This window comes from Stenotrophomonas sp. YJH_SMC_106-19 (assembly GCF_059368375.1).
This window is the reverse complement of the sequence record NZ_JCAFRQ010000001.1, coordinates 1,347,492-1,361,366: the sequence shown is the minus strand read 5'-3', so window position 1 is coordinate 1,361,366 and position 13,875 is coordinate 1,347,492. Positions and strand designations below refer to the sequence as shown.

The 13,875-nt window shown below is 66.5% G+C and carries 12 protein-coding genes; 8 read left to right on the top strand and 4 right to left on the bottom strand.

Annotated elements, in window-relative coordinates; genetic code table 11:
• Positions 1-48: 48 nt before the first annotated feature.
• The gene (locus AC5P5M_RS06080; RefSeq protein ID WP_164151398.1) at positions 49-834 is read left to right on the top strand and encodes a pentapeptide repeat-containing protein; all 786 of its coding nucleotides are present in this window, start codon (positions 49-51) and stop codon (positions 832-834) included.
• A gap of 165 nt (positions 835-999) precedes the next feature.
• Here AC5P5M_RS06080 and rho read toward each other — a convergent pair whose 3' ends face one another.
• Both rho and trxA read right to left on the bottom strand, forming a co-directional pair.
• Positions 1,000-2,733 carry a transcription termination factor Rho gene (gene rho, locus AC5P5M_RS06075; protein ID WP_065174406.1) on the bottom strand — a complete coding sequence of 578 codons (1,734 nt, stop codon included), beginning with the start codon at positions 2,731-2,733 and terminating at the stop codon, positions 1,000-1,002.
• A gap of 230 nt (positions 2,734-2,963) precedes the next feature.
• On the bottom strand, positions 2,964-3,293 hold the full coding sequence (gene trxA, locus AC5P5M_RS06070; protein WP_025878607.1) for a thioredoxin: 330 nt from the start codon (positions 3,291-3,293) through the stop codon (positions 2,964-2,966).
• 523 nt (positions 3,294-3,816) lie between these two features.
• On the opposite strand from trxA, the gene rhlB reads away from it, so the two are divergent.
• The 6 genes from rhlB (at position 3,817) to rpoH (ending at position 10,018) form a co-directional block, all read left to right on the top strand.
• The gene (rhlB, locus tag AC5P5M_RS06065; RefSeq protein ID WP_164151397.1) at positions 3,817-5,544 is read left to right on the top strand and encodes an ATP-dependent RNA helicase RhlB; all 1,728 of its coding nucleotides are present in this window, start codon (positions 3,817-3,819) and stop codon (positions 5,542-5,544) included.
• A gap of 123 nt (positions 5,545-5,667) precedes the next feature.
• Positions 5,668-6,354, top strand: coding sequence for a cell division ATP-binding protein FtsE (gene ftsE, locus AC5P5M_RS06060; protein WP_053515652.1), 687 nt, complete (start codon positions 5,668-5,670; stop codon positions 6,352-6,354).
• A gap of 3 nt (positions 6,355-6,357) precedes the next feature.
• On the top strand, positions 6,358-7,305 hold the full coding sequence (gene ftsX, locus AC5P5M_RS06055; RefSeq protein ID WP_164151395.1) for a permease-like cell division protein FtsX: 948 nt from the start codon (positions 6,358-6,360) through the stop codon (positions 7,303-7,305).
• 7 nt (positions 7,306-7,312) lie between these two features.
• Positions 7,313-8,155 (top strand): response regulator, encoded by an 843-nt coding sequence (locus AC5P5M_RS06050; RefSeq protein ID WP_053515655.1) that lies wholly within the window; start codon positions 7,313-7,315, stop codon positions 8,153-8,155.
• A complete protein-coding gene (gene ung / locus AC5P5M_RS06045) occupies positions 8,152-8,865 on the top strand; it encodes a uracil-DNA glycosylase (protein ID WP_053515657.1) in 714 nt (237 codons plus the stop codon). The genes AC5P5M_RS06050 and ung overlap by 4 nt, the downstream gene beginning before the upstream one ends.
• A gap of 277 nt (positions 8,866-9,142) precedes the next feature.
• The gene (rpoH, locus tag AC5P5M_RS06040; protein ID WP_053515659.1) at positions 9,143-10,018 is read left to right on the top strand and encodes an RNA polymerase sigma factor RpoH; all 876 of its coding nucleotides are present in this window, start codon (positions 9,143-9,145) and stop codon (positions 10,016-10,018) included.
• Positions 10,019-10,099: 81 nt separating this feature from the next.
• Here rpoH and purD read toward each other — a convergent pair whose 3' ends face one another.
• Together purD and purH are read right to left on the bottom strand one after the other, a co-directional pair.
• On the bottom strand, positions 10,100-11,386 hold the full coding sequence (purD, locus tag AC5P5M_RS06035; protein WP_414487699.1) for a phosphoribosylamine--glycine ligase: 1,287 nt from the start codon (positions 11,384-11,386) through the stop codon (positions 10,100-10,102).
• Positions 11,387-11,447: 61 nt separating this feature from the next.
• Positions 11,448-13,031 carry a bifunctional phosphoribosylaminoimidazolecarboxamide formyltransferase/IMP cyclohydrolase gene (purH, locus tag AC5P5M_RS06030; RefSeq protein ID WP_164151391.1) on the bottom strand — a complete coding sequence of 528 codons (1,584 nt, stop codon included), beginning with the start codon at positions 13,029-13,031 and terminating at the stop codon, positions 11,448-11,450.
• A gap of 210 nt (positions 13,032-13,241) precedes the next feature.
• Here purH and AC5P5M_RS06025 point away from each other — a divergent pair, with 210 nt between their 5' ends.
• On the top strand, positions 13,242-13,859 hold the full coding sequence (locus tag AC5P5M_RS06025) for a CDP-alcohol phosphatidyltransferase family protein (RefSeq protein WP_053515665.1): 618 nt from the start codon (positions 13,242-13,244) through the stop codon (positions 13,857-13,859).
• The last annotated feature ends 16 nt before the right edge of the window (positions 13,860-13,875 follow it).

Sequence of the window (13,875 nt, the reverse complement as noted above, 5' to 3'; positions counted from 1 at the left end):
CATCACGCTTCACATCAAATGTGTGCAGATAGCATGATTCTGGCGCGAATGAAGTACTGGTTGTACGAGCTCAGGATTCCGATCCTTGCATTGGTTCTGAGCGGCACGGTGATCATCGCAGTGACCGGTCGCTGGTCGTGGGTCTCGGGTCACGTCTTTCCAAACACAACATGGGGGCTTTACTCGAAAGATTTCTTCGAGAATGTGTTGGTCGAAGCACATGGAATGATTCTGGACCTGCTGGTCATCGGTTTGGTCGCCTATCTGTTCCAGCGGAGAAGCGAACGGTCCGATCTAAAGAAGCAAGTTCTTCGTGATCTTGAGGATCTCAGACACTACAGGGGGAGTGATGCCGGATATCGGATCTACGGAGAACTACGCCGCCTGTCCTCGCTGGGGGTGAAAAAGGTCACGATCGCAACCGCTCGTATCAATGATGTAAGCCTTGAGGGATTGGATCTTGTCGACTCCAGTGCACAGGGCGTAGTCATTTCAAAATCCAGTCTCAGAGATTGCGCCTTCACCGGATGTGACTTTGATGGGGCCGTTTTCCTTGACGTCAGAGCAAAGCGGACTACTTTCCGTGGCGCGAAGCTCGTGCGCGCGAAACTGGTGGGGGCCCGCTTCAAAGGCTGCGATTTCTCTGGGGCAGATTTGACTGGTGCAGATTTCTCAAACGCAGATCTGAGCAGCGCGATCTTTCGAGGTGCAAACTGCACAAGGACGAAGTTCGACGGGGCGAAGCTTCGCAGCGCGAACTTTGTCGGCGCAACCGGCCTGTCTGAGGAGCTTAGCTCGATTGCTGCGGATGCTAAGCACATCAAGATGAAGTAAAGACGGGGGGGAATCGAACACCCCTGGCGAATTGAGATTCGCTTAGCACCAGCCCGCTAGTCTTCAGGATACCACGGCAAACGCGGTGCCCACGTGGGCGGTGCCCAATGCCTATCGGGGAACTATCGTATGACAAAAAAAGCCCCGCAGTGCGGGGCTTTTTTCTTATCGCTTCATGGAACCGAAGAACTCGTCGTTGGACTTGGTGTTCTTCATCTTGTCCAGCAGGAATTCCATCGCGGCCATTTCATCCATCGGATGCAGCAGCTTGCGCAGGATCCAGATCTTCTGCAGCAGTTCCGGCTCGATCAGCAGGTCTTCGCGGCGGGTGCCGGAGCGGTTGATGTCGATGGCCGGGAACACGCGCTTCTCGGCGATGCGGCGGCTCAGGTGCACTTCGCTGTTGCCGGTGCCCTTGAACTCTTCGTAGATCACCTCGTCCATCTTCGAGCCGGTGTCGACCAGCGCGGTGGCGATGATGGTCAGGCTGCCGCCTTCTTCAACGTTGCGCGCGGCACCGAAGAAGCGCTTCGGGCGGTGCAGGGCGTTGGCGTCCACACCACCGGTCAGCACCTTGCCCGAGCTCGGCACGACGTTGTTGTAGGCGCGTGCCAGGCGGGTGATCGAGTCCAGCAGGATCACCACGTCCTTCTTGTGCTCGACCAGGCGCTTGGCCCGTTCGATCACCATTTCGGCGACCTGCACGTGGCGTGCGGCCGGCTCGTCGAAGGTCGAGCTGATGACCTCGCCGCGCACGGTGCGCTGCATTTCGGTCACTTCTTCCGGGCGCTCGTCGATCAGCAGCACGATCAGGTGCACGTCCGGATGATTGGTGGTGATCGCGGTGGCGACCTGCTGCATCATCATCGTCTTGCCCGCTTTCGGCTGGGAGACGATCAGCGAGCGCTGACCCTTGCCCTGCGGGGCCATCAGGTCGAGGATGCGGCCGGTGATGTCTTCCGACGAACCGTTGCCGCGCTCCAGGGTGAAGCGGCGACGCGGGAACAGCGGGGTCAGGTTCTCGAACAGCACCTTGTTCTTCGACGCTTCCAGCGGCTCACCGTTGATGGTGTCCACGATCGACAGCGCGAAGTAGCGCTCGCCGTCCTTCGGGAAGCGGATGCGGCCGGACAGGTGGTCGCCGGTACGCAGGTTGAAACGGCGGATCTGGCTGGGCGAAATGTAGGTGTCGTCCGGGCCGGCCAGGTAGCTGGCTTCGGCCGCGCGCAGGAAGCCGAAGCCGTCCGGCAGGATCTCCAGCACGCCATCGGCGGCAACGCCGTCGCCGTGGCGGGTCAGCACCTTCAGCAGGGCGAAGATCACATCCTGCTTGCGGGCACGCGCCACGCCCTCGGAGATCTGCAGCTGTTCGGCGATTTCCAGCAGCTTCTGTGCCGGCATGCGCTTGAGATCGCTCAGCGAATAGACCGGGAAGCCTTCCGGCACCGTCGGCTGCACGCGCGGCACGAAGGCCTGCTGCTCGCCGCCCTCGTTGGGCATGCCGTCATCGCGGAAGCGGTTGTTGCGGTCGCGGTCGCGGCGGTTGCGGAAACGGTCACGGCGGTTGCCCTGGCCCTGGCCCTGCTGGCCATTCTGGTTGTGCGGATGCTGGCCGCCACCCTGAGGGTTCTGCTGCCGCGGCTGGCCGGATTCGCGACCCTCACCGCCTTCACCGCCGCCACTGCTGGCAGGGGCCTCGGCGGCGGGCGCGCTCGGCGCGGGAGCGGCTGCGGCCGGCGCCGGTGCTTCGGGCGCGGCGGCCAGCGGCAGGGTCGGCTGCGCGGGGGGCGCGCTGGTTTCGGCGGCGGCCGGTGCGGCAGCCTTGGTCACGCGGGCCTTGCGCACGCGCTTTTCGGCGGGCGCTTCTGCGCTGCCGGTTTCGGGAGTGTTATCGGACAAGAGCGTTATTCCTCGCTTGAAGGTGCGAGCGCCCGGCTGGGGCGGCGAACGTTGGGGATGGGTCTGGAAGAAACTGCGTCCAGAAGGTGCGGCACGCGAACGCGGCCGGATGTGCCGACACTATCATCGGCCCGCGGCGCCGTGCAAGGGTCGCCGGGAACAGCATTCATGCAGGCGCGGTCCGCGCCTGCCGGCAGCCGCACCGGGCGGCTGCCGGAGTCGTTACAGGGTCAGGCCAGGGCCTTGTCCAGCAGGCCGGCCAGCTGGGCCTTGCCCACCGCACCGATCTGCTCGCCGACCTTCTCGCCATCCTTGAACACGACCAGGTACGGGATCGAACGCACGTGGTACTTGGCGGCCAGCGCACGATTGTTGTCGACGTTGACCTTGGCGATCTTGGCGCGGCCCTGGTAGGCATCGGCCAGCTCGTCCAGCGCGGGGGCGATCATCTTGCACGGGCCACACCACTCGGCCCAGAAATCGACCAGCACCGGTTCCTTGGAATTCAGCACGGCGCTATCAAAGTCGGCATCGCCGACGTGTACAACCTTGTCGCTCATCTTGGTTTCTCGTCTTGGATTGCACCCGGCCAGGCCGGAGGTGGGTGAACTGGGCCTTGCCCGGTGGCGCGACCCTCGTCGTTGCCTCGCGGCGTCCTGCCGCGGTGCGTTCGGCGGGATGCCTGGACGCTCACGGCCGGCAGTGTACCCCTATCGCGGGGCATGGACAGTGGCCGGCTGGAACCCAGCGTATCGTGATCGCTTCGAAGCGCGGTATGTGTCGGATTTCACTGTCTTCCTGAAGTGGGGGCCGGCAGCCGCGGACTCCAGCGCCCCCGGCAGGGCTGTTCAAGCGCGGTGTGGCTGGGTGAAGAGGCGTCCCGCACGGGCCTGTCTCGCGGTTGTGTGAGACGGTTCATTCCGGTTTGGCCGCCGGAGTGCGTTAAACTGGGGCATTGAGCGGCGCGCGGACCCGGTGGTCCCCGGTCCGCCGACCCGCCGCAGGGGCCGCAGTTTGCGACGGTGCCCCCAGACGATGCAGTGCCGCCCGCCCGCTGGCCGGTGGCCATACCAAGACGGACTCATGAGCGACAAACCGCTGACCGATTTGACCTTTTCCTCCTTTGAGCTGCATCCGGCCCTGCAGGCTGGCCTTGAAGGAGCCGGATTCACCCGCTGCACCCCGATCCAGGCGCTGACACTGCCGGTCGCGCTGGCCGGTGGTGATGTCGCCGGCCAGGCCCAGACCGGCACCGGCAAGACGCTGGCGTTCCTGGTTGCCGTGGTCAACCGCCTGCTGAGCCGCCCGGCGCTGGCCGACCGCAAGGCGGAAGACCCGCGCGCGCTGATCCTGGCGCCCACCCGCGAGCTGGCGATCCAGATCCACAAGGACGCCGTGAAGTTCGGTTCCGACCTGGGCCTGCGTTTCGCCCTCGTCTACGGTGGCGTGGATTACGACAAGCAGCGCGAGATCCTGCAGCAGGGCGTGGATGTGATCATCGCCACCCCCGGCCGCCTGATCGATTACGTCAAGCAGCACAAGGTGGTTTCGCTGCACGCCTGCGAGATCTGCGTGCTGGACGAAGCCGACCGCATGTTCGACCTGGGCTTCATCAAGGACATCCGCTTCCTGCTGCGCCGCATGCCCGAGCGCACCACCCGGCAGACCCTGCTGTTCAGCGCCACCCTCAGCCATCGCGTGCTGGAGCTGGCCTACGAGCACATGAACGAGCCGCAGAAGCTGGTGGTCGAAGCTGAAACAGTGACCGCCGCGCGCGTGCGCCAGAAGATCTACTTCCCGGCCGACGACGAGAAGATCCCGTTGCTGCTGGGCCTGCTCTCGCGCAGCGAAGGCGCCCGCACCATGGTCTTCGTCAACACCAAGGTCTTCGTCGAGCGCGTGGCGCGTTCGCTGGAAAAGGCCGGGTACCGGGTCGGCGTCCTGTCCGGCGACGTGCCGCAGAAGAAGCGCGAGAGCCTGCTCAACCGCTTCCAGAAGGGCCAGCTGGAAATCCTGGTCGCCACCGACGTGGCTGCCCGCGGCCTGCATATCGACGGCATCAAGTACGTCTACAACTACGACCTGCCGTTCGACGCCGAAGACTATGTGCACCGCATCGGCCGTACCGCACGCCTGGGCGAAGAGGGTGACGCGATCAGCTTTGCCTGCGAGCGTTATGCGATGAGCCTGCCGGACATCGAGGCCTACATCGAACAGAAGATTCCGTCCGAGCCGGTCACCAAGGAACTGATGACCGCACTGCCGCGTCCGGAACGCCCGGCCACGGTCGCTGGCGAGGACGGTGACGAGAACGAGAGCGTCGGCCAGATCTTCCGCGAGGCGCGCGAAGCCCGCGCCGCCGAGGAAGAGCGTCGTGGCGGTGGCCGCAGCGGTGGTCGCTCCGGTGCCGGCCGTGGCGAGCGTCGCGATGGCGAGCGCAGCGGCGAACGCCGCTCGCGTGGTCCGCGCAAGCCGCGGGTGGAAGGCGAGCAGGGCGCGACCGCGCCGGTGGAAGGTGCCGCGTCCGGCACCCCGGCCCAGGCCCCGCGTCCGCCGCGTCCGCCGCGTGCCGAAGGTGCTCCGGAGCTCGCGGCGGACGGCGAGCGCAAGCCGCGCAAGCGCCGTCGTCGTCGCCATGGCCGTCCGGTCGAGGGTGGCGAGGCGATGGTCGCCAACGGCAGCGCCGGCAACGGTGCCTCGCCGGTGACGCCGGTTCACGTGGTGGCCAAGCCGGTGCGCAGCACCGACGCCGCCGACTCGTTCCTGACCCGCATCGGCCGCAAGATCCGCCGGATGCTGTCGGGCGGCTGATCGGCGCACCCGGTCAGCGGTAGCGCCGGGCCATGCCCGGCGCGCGCAGCGGCAGATCAACGATTCCACCCGGGCGTGTCCCGGCGCTATCGATACTTCGCGCCGGTCCTGCATAATCGGGGCATGAGTGTCCTGCGCTTCGACAATGTCAGCAAACAGTACGCCGGTGGCCACGAAGCACTGATCGACGTCAGCTTCGAGGTCGCGCCGGGCGAGATGCTGTTCGTCACCGGCCATTCCGGGGCGGGCAAGAGCACCCTGCTCAAGTTGATCCACCTCGACGAGCGGCCCAGCCGCGGCGCGGTGGTCTTCGACGAGCGCAACCTGCTGAAGGTGCGCGGCGGCGACGTCCCGCGCCATCGGCGCGCGGTCGGTGCGGTGTACCAGGACCATCGCCTGCTGATGGACCGGACCATCGCCGAGAACGTGGCACTGCCGCTGATCCTGCGCGGTACGCGCCGTGGCGACATCGGCAAGCGCGTGCGTTCCGTGCTGGAACGGATGGGCCTGGGCCATCGCGAGAAGGCGCTGCCGTCGCAGCTGTCGGCCGGCGAACAGCAGCGCGTGGGCATCGCCCGCGCCATCGTGGGTGAACCCAAGCTGCTGGTTGCCGACGAGCCGACCGGCAACCTGGACCCGACCCTGGCGGCGGAGATCATGGCCCTGTTTGCCGAGCTGCCCGCGCGCGGCACCAGTGTGCTGGTGGTCAGCCACGACCTTCCCCTGCTGCGTCGCATGCGCAAGCGCGTGCTGATTCTCGACCACGGCCGGCTGGTGGACGACATCTCGCCGCAGGATCTGGCGGAGTAACGCATGGCGAAGAACGAAAACAGCGAAGCCGCCGCACCCTCGCGTCTCGGCGTGTGGTTCCAGCACCACGTGCACAGCGTGGTGTTCAGCCTGGGCCGCGCCTGCCGCAAGCCGTGGGCGACCCTGCTGACGGTGATGGTCATGGCGCTGGCGCTGGCACTGCCACTGGGCCTGTCGATCGCGCTGGACAACCTCAAGCATTTCGCCGGCAGCGTGCAGCAGTCGCGCGACATCAATGTCTTCCTCAAGGGCACGGTGGATGGCCCGGGTGCGTTGCGCCTGGCCGGCCAGCTGCGCGACCGCGATGACGTCGGCGAGGTGACCGTGCGCACGCCCGAGCAAGGGCTGCAGGAGCTGCGCGATGCCGGCCTTGGCGAGGCGATCGACGCGCTGAATGACAATCCGCTGCCTTCGCTGCTGGTCATCACCCCGGGGCAGGGCAAGGACGATGCGCGTCTGGCGCGTGCGCTGGAAAGCCTGCCCGAGGCCGATCTGGTGCAGCACGATGCGCTGTGGCGGCAGCGGCTGGATGCGTGGCTGGCGTTCGGCGCACGGCTGGTACAGGTGCTTTCGGTGCTGCTCGGCGTCGGCGCTGCGTTGGTGGTCGGCAACACCGTGCGCCTCGACATCCAGGCACGGCGCGAGGAAATCGGCGTGCTGCAGCTGCTCGGCGCCAGCGATGGCTTCATCCGCCGGCCCTTCCTGTATCTGGGCGCCTGGTATGGGCTGGGCGCCGGCGCGGTGGCGCTGGCCCTGATCGGTGTTGCCGGCGCCGCCCTGCGCGCGCCGCTGGCTGACCTGTCACGCAGCTACGGCAGCCCGTTCGAGCTGCACGGCCTGGACCTGCTGCATGGCAGCCTGGTCCTGCTGGGCACGCTGCTGCTGGGCTGGCTGGGCGCGTGGCTGGTCACCGGCCACTTCCTCCGCCAGACCCGCCCGACCGACACCTGAGACCGGCATGCAACCGCAAGCGCTGAAGCACCTTGAAGGGCCCGCTACGCGGGTGATGGTGGTCGACGGTTCCAAACTGGTGCGCAAGCTGATCGCCGACGTGCTGCAGCGTGATCTGCCGGGCGTGGAGGTGATCGGCTGCGACAGCATCGAGGATGCCCAGCAGGCGCTGGCCCAGGGGCCGGTAGACCTGGTCACCACCTCGCTGACCCTGCGTGACGGCGACGGCCTGGCGCTGGCGCGGACGGTCCGCGAAGCTGCCGGCCAGGCGTACGTGCCGGTGATCGTGGTCTCCGGCGATGCGCAGCAGCATCTGGAGCAGCGGCGCTTCACCGAGTACGTCACCGACTATTTCGACAAGGCGCTGGGCCATGAGGCGCTGGCGACCTTCATCCGTGGCTATGTGCAGCCGCAGACCATTCCCGGGGCGACCATCCTCTACATCGAGGACAGCCGGGTGGTGGCGGAGGCGACCAAGCGCATGCTCGAACGCCAACAGCTCAACGTGCTGCACGTGGTCAGTGCCGAAGAGGCCTTCACCCTGCTCACGGCCGAATCGCTGGGCCGCAGCCGCCACCGCATCGACCTGGTGTTGACCGACGTCACCCTGAAGGGCGAATTGAGCGGACGCGACGTGGTGCAGCGCGTGCGCGTGGATTTCGGCTACGGCAAACGCCGACTGCCGGTGCTGGTGATGACCGGCGACGGCAATCCACACAACCAGACCGGGTTGCTGCAGGCCGGTGCCAATGATCTGGTGCTGAAGCCGATCGAGGAGCGCCTGCTGGTGACCAAGGTGCTGTTCCAGCTGCGCCTGGCCCGCTTGAACGATGGACCCCTGTTGCGATGACCGATGACGTAGTGGACACCCCGACGATCCAGCTGGAACCGAGCTGGAAGCAGCAGGTCGGCGATTACCTGTTGCAGCCGCAGATGCGCGAACTCTCCACCTTCCTGCGCCAGCGCAAGGCGGCCGGCGCGGCGGTGTTCCCGCCGGGGCCGCAGATCTTCGCGGCGTTCGACGCCACGCCGTTCGAACAGGTGAAAGTGGTGATCCTGGGCCAGGACCCGTACCATGGGCGCGGCCAGGCGCACGGACTGAGCTTCTCGGTGCCCGCCGGCGTTCCGGTGCCGCCATCGCTGCTGAACATCTACAAGGAGATCGAGGGCGACCTCGGCATCCCCCGTCCCGATCACGGCTGCCTGGTGCCGTGGGCGCAGCGCGGCGTGCTGCTGCTCAATGCCGTGCTGACGGTGGAGGAGGGCAGGGCCGGCGCCCACCAGGGCCGCGGCTGGGAAGGCTTCACCGACCACGTGGTGGATGTGCTCAACCGCGAACGCGAAGGCCTGGTGTTCATGCTCTGGGGGGCCTACGCGCAGCAGAAGGGCAAGGTCATCGATACCCGGCGCCACCGTGTGCTGAAAGCCCCGCATCCCTCGCCGCTGTCGGCCCATCGTGGCTTCCTCGGCTGCCGGCATTTCTCGATGGCCAACGACTACCTGCAGCGTCGCGGGCAGGCGCCGATCGACTGGTCGCTGCCGCCGCGCGCGGCGCTTTGACCGCCACAGGCGGCCGGGCCTGAACACCGGGCAACGTTTCCTGGCCTGAATGGGCCTCCGGAACGGCCCGTTCAGCTCCGCTTGACCGGAATCGGCCGGTTTTCAGCAGGTAATTGGTTGAATTCCAAGGGATTGTGAATCCCGAAAAGCACGCTCGCCACTGTCATCAAATCGCGCTACGGTAGGGCTCTGTTTGGGACCAGTGTTGCATCAATAGGATGCTGGAACTTTTTCCTCCTTTAGCAGTCCAAATCCCGGACTGCTAAGATGGGTGCCTATGAGCCAGAACACCTCTACTGCCCTTGTGGCAAACAATCTCCCGATTCCCAGTGCGCTCGGTTCGCTGGACGCCTACATCGGTGCCGTGCACCAGATCCCGGTGCTGTCGGTCGATGACGAACAGGACCTGGCCCGTCGCTTCCGCGACGGCAACGATCTGGACGCTGCCCGTGAGCTGGTGCATTCGCACCTGCGCTTCGTGGTGCACGTGGCCCGCGGCTACAACGGCTATGGCCTCGCCCTGGGCGACCTGATCCAGGAAGGCAACATCGGCCTGATGAAGGCGGTCAAGCGCTTCGACCCGGACATGGGCGTGCGCCTGGTGTCCTTCGCCGTGCACTGGATCCGTGCCGAGATGCACGAGTTCATCCTGAAGAACTGGCGCATCGTCAAGGTCGCCACCACCAAGGCGCAGCGCAAGCTGTTCTTCAACCTGCGCAAGTCGAAGACGCGCCTGGGCTGGATGAACGCCGCGGAAGTCAGCGCGGTGGCCAAGGATCTGAACGTGTCCGAGCGCGAGGTCATGGAAATGGAGTCGCGCCTGTCCGGTCGCGATATCGGTTTCGATGCGCCCAGCGACGAGGATGATGATCATGCGCCGCCGTCGCCGGCCGCATACCTGGTGGCCAACGATGAAGATCCGTCGATGGCCTACGAGCGTGCCGACAGCGAGGACAACCAGCTGCAGCTGCTGCGCGAAGGCATGGCCGAACTGGATGCGCGTTCGCGTGACATCATCCGCCGCCGTTGGCTGGATGCGGACAGCAAGGTGACGCTGCAGGAACTGGCAGACGAGTACGGCGTGTCGGCCGAACGCATCCGCCAGGTCGAGGCGAATGCCCTGAAGAAGATGAAGGCGCTGTTCACCGCGTGATGTGACGTCACAGGTATCCAACAGAAAACCCGGCATTGCCGGGTTTTTTGTTGGGTCTGCCAAGCAACAGGCCGCTGCCCTTTACGCGCCCTCACGCGCGATCGCGCGCCAGCCGATGTCGTTGCGGTGGAATTCGTTGGCCCAGCTGACCTTGGCCACACCGGCGTAGGCATTGGCCTGCGCATCACGCACGCTGTCACCCAGCGCCGCCACACACAGCACGCGGCCGCCGGCACTGACCACCCGACCCTGCGCGTCCAGTGCAGTACCTGCATGGAAGACCTTGGCGCTGGCCGGCACCTCATCCAGGCCGGAAATCACATCGCCGGTGACTGGCGATTCCGGGTAGGGTTTCGCGGCCAGCACCACACCCAGCGATGGGCGCGCATCCCACTGTGCCTGCACCTGGTCCAGGCGGCCATCAATGGCGGCTTCCACCAGCTCGACCAGATCCGACTGCAGGCGCAGCATCACCGGCTGGGTTTCCGGGTCACCGAAGCGCACGTTGAACTCGATCACCTTTGGTGCGCCGCTGGCATCGATCATCAGGCCGGCGTAAAGGAAGCCGGTGAACGGAATGCCGTCGGCGATCATGCCCTGCACGGTCGGGTTCACCACCTCGCGCATCACCCGCGCGTGCACCTCCGGCGTGACCACCGGGGCCGGTGAGTACGCGCCCATGCCGCCGGTGTTCGGCCCGGTATCACTGTCGCCGACTCGCTTGTGATCCTGCGAGGTGGCCATCGGCAGCGCATGCACGCCATCGACCATCGAAATGAAGCTGGCTTCCTCGCCGTCGAGGAATTCCTCGATCACCACGCGTGCGCCGGCGTCACCGAATGCGTTGCCGGAGAGCATGTCGCGCACCGCATCCTCGGCCTCGGCCAGGGTCATTGCAACGATCACCCCCTTGCCGGCGGCCAGGCCATCGGCCTTCACCACGATCGGCGCACCCTTCTCGCGGATGTAGGCCAGTGCCGCCTCCACGTCGGTGTGCACGGCGTAGAACGCGGTCGGGATGTTGTGCCGGGCCAGGAAGTCCTTGGCGTAGGCTTTGCTGCCTTCCAGCTGGGCAGCGGCGGCGGTTGGCCCGAAGATGCGCAGGCCGGCGGCACGGAACCGATCGACCACGCCTGCCACGAGCGGCACTTCCGGGCCGACCACGGTGAGTTCAACACCTTCGGCCTGGGCCAGGGCCAGCAGACCATCGATGTCGGTGACCTTCACCGCCACGTTGCGGCACTTGTCTTCGGTGGCGGTGCCGGCGTTGCCGGGTGCCACGAGTACCTCATCGACGCGGGAGGACTGGGCCAGCTTCCATGCCAGGGCGTGTTCGCGGCCGCCGGAGCCGATGACGAGGATCTTCATGGGACAGGGTTCTCGTAAGCAGAAAAGAAAAGCCGGGCAGGGCCCGGCTTGGTGATGCGGATCAGTGGCGGAAGTGGCGCACGCCGGTGAACACCATGGCCAGGCCATGCTCGTCGGCGGCGGCGATCACCTCGGCGTCGCGCATCGAGCCGCCCGGCTGGATGACCGCCTTGATGCCGGCGGCGGCGGCGGCATCGATGCCGTCGCGGAACGGGAAGAACGCATCGGAAGCCATCACCGAGCCTTCAACCACCAGGTTCGCGTCGGCCGCCTTGATGCCGGCGATGCGCGCCGAATACACGCGGCTCATCTGGCCGGCACCCACGCCGATGGTGCGGTTGTCCTTGGCGTACACAATCGCGTTGGACTTCACGAACTTGGCCACCTTCCAGGCGAACAGCAGGTCGGTGAACTGCTTGTCGGTCGGTGCCAGCCTGCTGACCACTTTCAGTTCGTCACGGGTCATGCCGCGGTTGTCCGAGGACTGCAGCAGCACGCCCGAGCCGACACGCTTGCTGTCGAAGTTGTTCAGGCCGTCGCCATGCGGAATGCGCAGCACGCGCACGTTGGCCTTCTTCTGCGCGTATTCCAGCGCCGCCGGCTCGTAGTCCGGTGCGATCAGCACTTCCACGAACTGACGGTCCAGGATGACCTGTGCGGTGGCGGCGTCCAGCGGCTTGTTGAAGGCGATGATGCCGCCGAAGGCACTGGTCGGGTCGGTGGCGTAGGCCAGCTCGTAGGCATCGCCGTTGCCGGCACCCACCGCCACGCCGCACGGGTTGGCGTGCTTGACGATGACACAGGCCGGCGCATCGAACTGGCGCACGCATTCCCAGGCGGCATCGGCATCGGCCAGGTTGTTGTAGCTCAGTTCCTTGCCCTGCAGCTGCTGGAAGGTGGCCAGGGTGCCCGGCACCGGGTACAGGTCGCGGTAGAACGCGCCGCTCTGGTGGGGGTTCTCGCCGTAGCGCAGGTCCATCACCTTGACGAAGGTGGAGTTCATCTGCGCCGGGTACTCGGCACGCACCGGCACGGCGGCGTCGGTGGCGGTGACCGCCGACAGGTAGTTGCTGATCGCCGCATCGTACTGGGCGACGCGGTTGAACGCGGCGACCGAGAAGGCGAAGCGGGTGGCCGCCGGCAGCTGGCCATCATGGGTGTCCAGGGCGCCCAGCAGCTCGGCGTACTGTGACGGGTCGGTGGCCACGGCCACGCGGGCGAAGTTCTTGGCCGCCGAGCGCAGCATGGCCGGGCCGCCGATGTCGATGTTCTCCACCGCGTCGGCCAGGGTGCAGTCGGCCTTGGCGGTGACCGATTCGAACGGGTACAGGTTCAGTACCAGCAGGTCGATGGCGCCGATGCCGTGTTCGGCCATCACGGCGTCATCCAGGCCCGAGCGGCCCAGCAGGCCGCCGTGCACCATCGGGTGCAGGGTCTTGACCCGCCCGTCCATCATTTCCGGGAAACCGGTGACCTCGGCGACGTCCTTCACCGCCAGGCCCGCATCACGGATCGCCTTGGCGGTGCCGCCGGTGGACAGCAGCTCGACGCCGCGGGCGGCCAGAGCGGTGGCCAGCTCGACCAGGCCGGTCTTGTCGGAAACGGAGAGGAGGGCCCGACGGACGGGCAACAGATCAGCAGTCATGGGACAGGGCAATCGGCAGCGGAGCGGGGCCGATATTGTAGGCGGTGGGGGCCGACGGCGGGCGGCGGCGGCAAAATTGACCGGCCCCAACGGCCCTGCGGCCGCCTTCGGTATGCCCTGGCCGGCGCCGCGCCGCGGACATTTCGACGGAGGTGCGCTCCCAATCGGGTAGGCTGTGCCGGAACTGCCAGGGAGCTGCGGGTTCGGATCGTGTCGATCTATGCATTGAAAGGACGTTTCCAGGACCTGCTGCGTCCGGCCGTAGGCGGCCTGCATCGCGCGGGGATCACCGCCAATGCGGTGACCGTGGCCGCTGCCGTGGTCTCGCTGCTGGTCGCCGTCGTGGTCTGGTGCTGTGCGCCACAGCAACCGCTGCTGTATCTGGCCCTGCCGCTGTGGATGCTGCTGCGCATGGCCCTCAATGCCGTGGACGGCATGCTGGCCCGCGAGTTCGGCCAGCAGTCGCGGCTGGGCGCCTATCTGAACGAGCTGTGCGATGTGGTGGCCGATGCGGCGCTGTACCTGAGTCTGCTCAGCGTGCCGGGCGTTCGCCCGGAAGCGCTGTGGTTGCTGGCCTGGGGCGCAGCACTGAGCGAGTACGCCGGCGTGCTGGGCCTGATGGTCGGTGCCAGCCGCCGCTATGACGGCCCGATGGGCAAGAGCGACCGTGCCTTCGTCATCGGCCTGCTGGGCCTGCTGCTGGCGTTCGGCTGGGCCGGTGCCCTGACGGTCGGCGGCGTGGCCGCAGCGATGGCGCTGCTGTGCGGGGTAACGGCGGTCAACCGCGTCCGGCGGGGACTGAAGGAAGCGGCCACAGCGCAGCGATAAGTCAACAGCCCACCAG